Origin of the sequence: Streptomyces sp. NBRC 110611 (assembly GCF_001590865.1) — a bacterium.
Classification (GTDB): Bacteria; Actinomycetota; Actinomycetes; order Streptomycetales; family Streptomycetaceae; genus Streptomyces.
Window position 1 is genome coordinate 1 of sequence record NZ_BBUY01000078.1, and the last position, 1,526, is coordinate 1,526.

Genomic DNA, 1,526 nt, shown 5'->3' on the forward strand with positions numbered 1-1,526 from the left:
CGACTGCACCATCTCCAACGCCCCAGCTGCCGCGGCATGTACGGACTCCACCGTTCCGGCGCTGCCGGCGGGCGGCGCGACCAGGACGGTCCCGGGCACGGCCGGCCCCGTCAGGGACTCCAGTTCCGGGTACGTCCGCAACGGCTCGCCCGCCGGACCGGTGCCCAGCTCCACGCGCTCGTCCGTGACTGGGACGGGGACCCAGTCGACCTTGTAGAGCGCGTCACGGTCGGCAGCCGGCACCTGTCCGGCCGAGAGCGGACGTACCACCAGCGACTCCACGCAGGCGACCGGTGCACCGGAGGAGTCCGCGGCCGCGATCGACATCCCGTTGCCCGCGCCGCGGAGGCGGACGCGGAGGTGCGAGGCTCCGGAGGCATGCAGGGTCACTCCCGTCCAGGAGAAGGGGACGCCGCCGCCCGCTTCCCCGTCGGCCAGTACCGCCGCGTGCAAGGCGGCGTCGAAGAGTGCGGGGTGCAGGCCGTAGGCATCGCCGTCCGTGCCCTCGGGAAGGCGGACCTCGGCGTAGATGTCCTCACCGAGCTTCCAGGCCGCCCGCAGGCCCTGGAAGGCCGGGCCGTACGTGAGCCCGGCGTCGGCGAGTTCGTCGTAGCAGTCCGCCACGTCCACGGGCTCCGCGCCCTTCGGAGGCCAGGTGACGGCGTCGAAGGAGGGCGCTGCGGCCCCCGTGGTCACCGCACCGCTGGCGTGCAGCGTCCACGGGCCTTCGCCTTCCCGCGCATGCACCGATGCCGCGCGGCGGCCCGAACCGTCCGGTTCCCCCAGCCACACCTGCACCTGCACACCGCTGCCCGACGCGGGCAGCACCAGCGGCGCGGCGAGCGTCAGCTCCTCCAACAGGTCGCAGCCGACCTCGTCGGCCGCCCGCAGCACCAGTTCCACCAGCGCCGTACCAGGCACCAGCACCGACCCCAGCACCACATGATCCGCCAGCCACGGATGCGAGGACACCGACAACCGACCGGTGAACAACAAACCACCCGAGCCCGCCAGTTCCACCGCCGCACCCAGCAACGGATGCCCCGCCGAACCCAGACCCGCAGACCGCACATCGCCCGCACGCGCCACCCCACCCGACGGCCAGAACCGCTCATGCTGGAACGCGTACGTCGGCAGATCCACCCACCGCGCACCCGTACCGGCGAACAGCGCCGTCCAGTCCACGCTCGCGCCCCGGACGTACAGCTGCGCCAGGGCGCCCAGCAGCGACATCTCCTCGGGCCGGTCCTTGCGCAGTACGGGAGCGAGCACGGCGTCATCGGGGGCCGACTCCCGGGCCATCGCGGACAGCACTCCGTCCGGGCCGAGTTCGAGGAAGCGTGTCACGCCTTCCGTCCGCAGCGCCCCTATTCCGTCCGCGAAGCGCACTGCCTCGCGGACGTGCCGGACCCAGTAGTCGGCGTGGGCGAGCTGTCCGGGCTCGACGAGGCGGCCCGTCAGGTTCGACACGACGGGGATCGTCGGTGCGGCGAACGCAAGCCGTGCCAGCACCGCGCCGAACTCCT

1 protein-coding gene is annotated in these 1,526 nt (G+C 72.9%); it reads right to left on the reverse strand.

Annotated elements, in window-relative coordinates:
* A partial coding sequence (locus tag AZE13_RS33405; protein ID WP_258528202.1) for a polyketide synthase dehydratase domain-containing protein occupies positions 1–1,470 on the reverse strand: 1,470 nt, incomplete at its 3' end.
* Between the last annotated feature and the right edge of the window lie 56 nt (positions 1,471–1,526).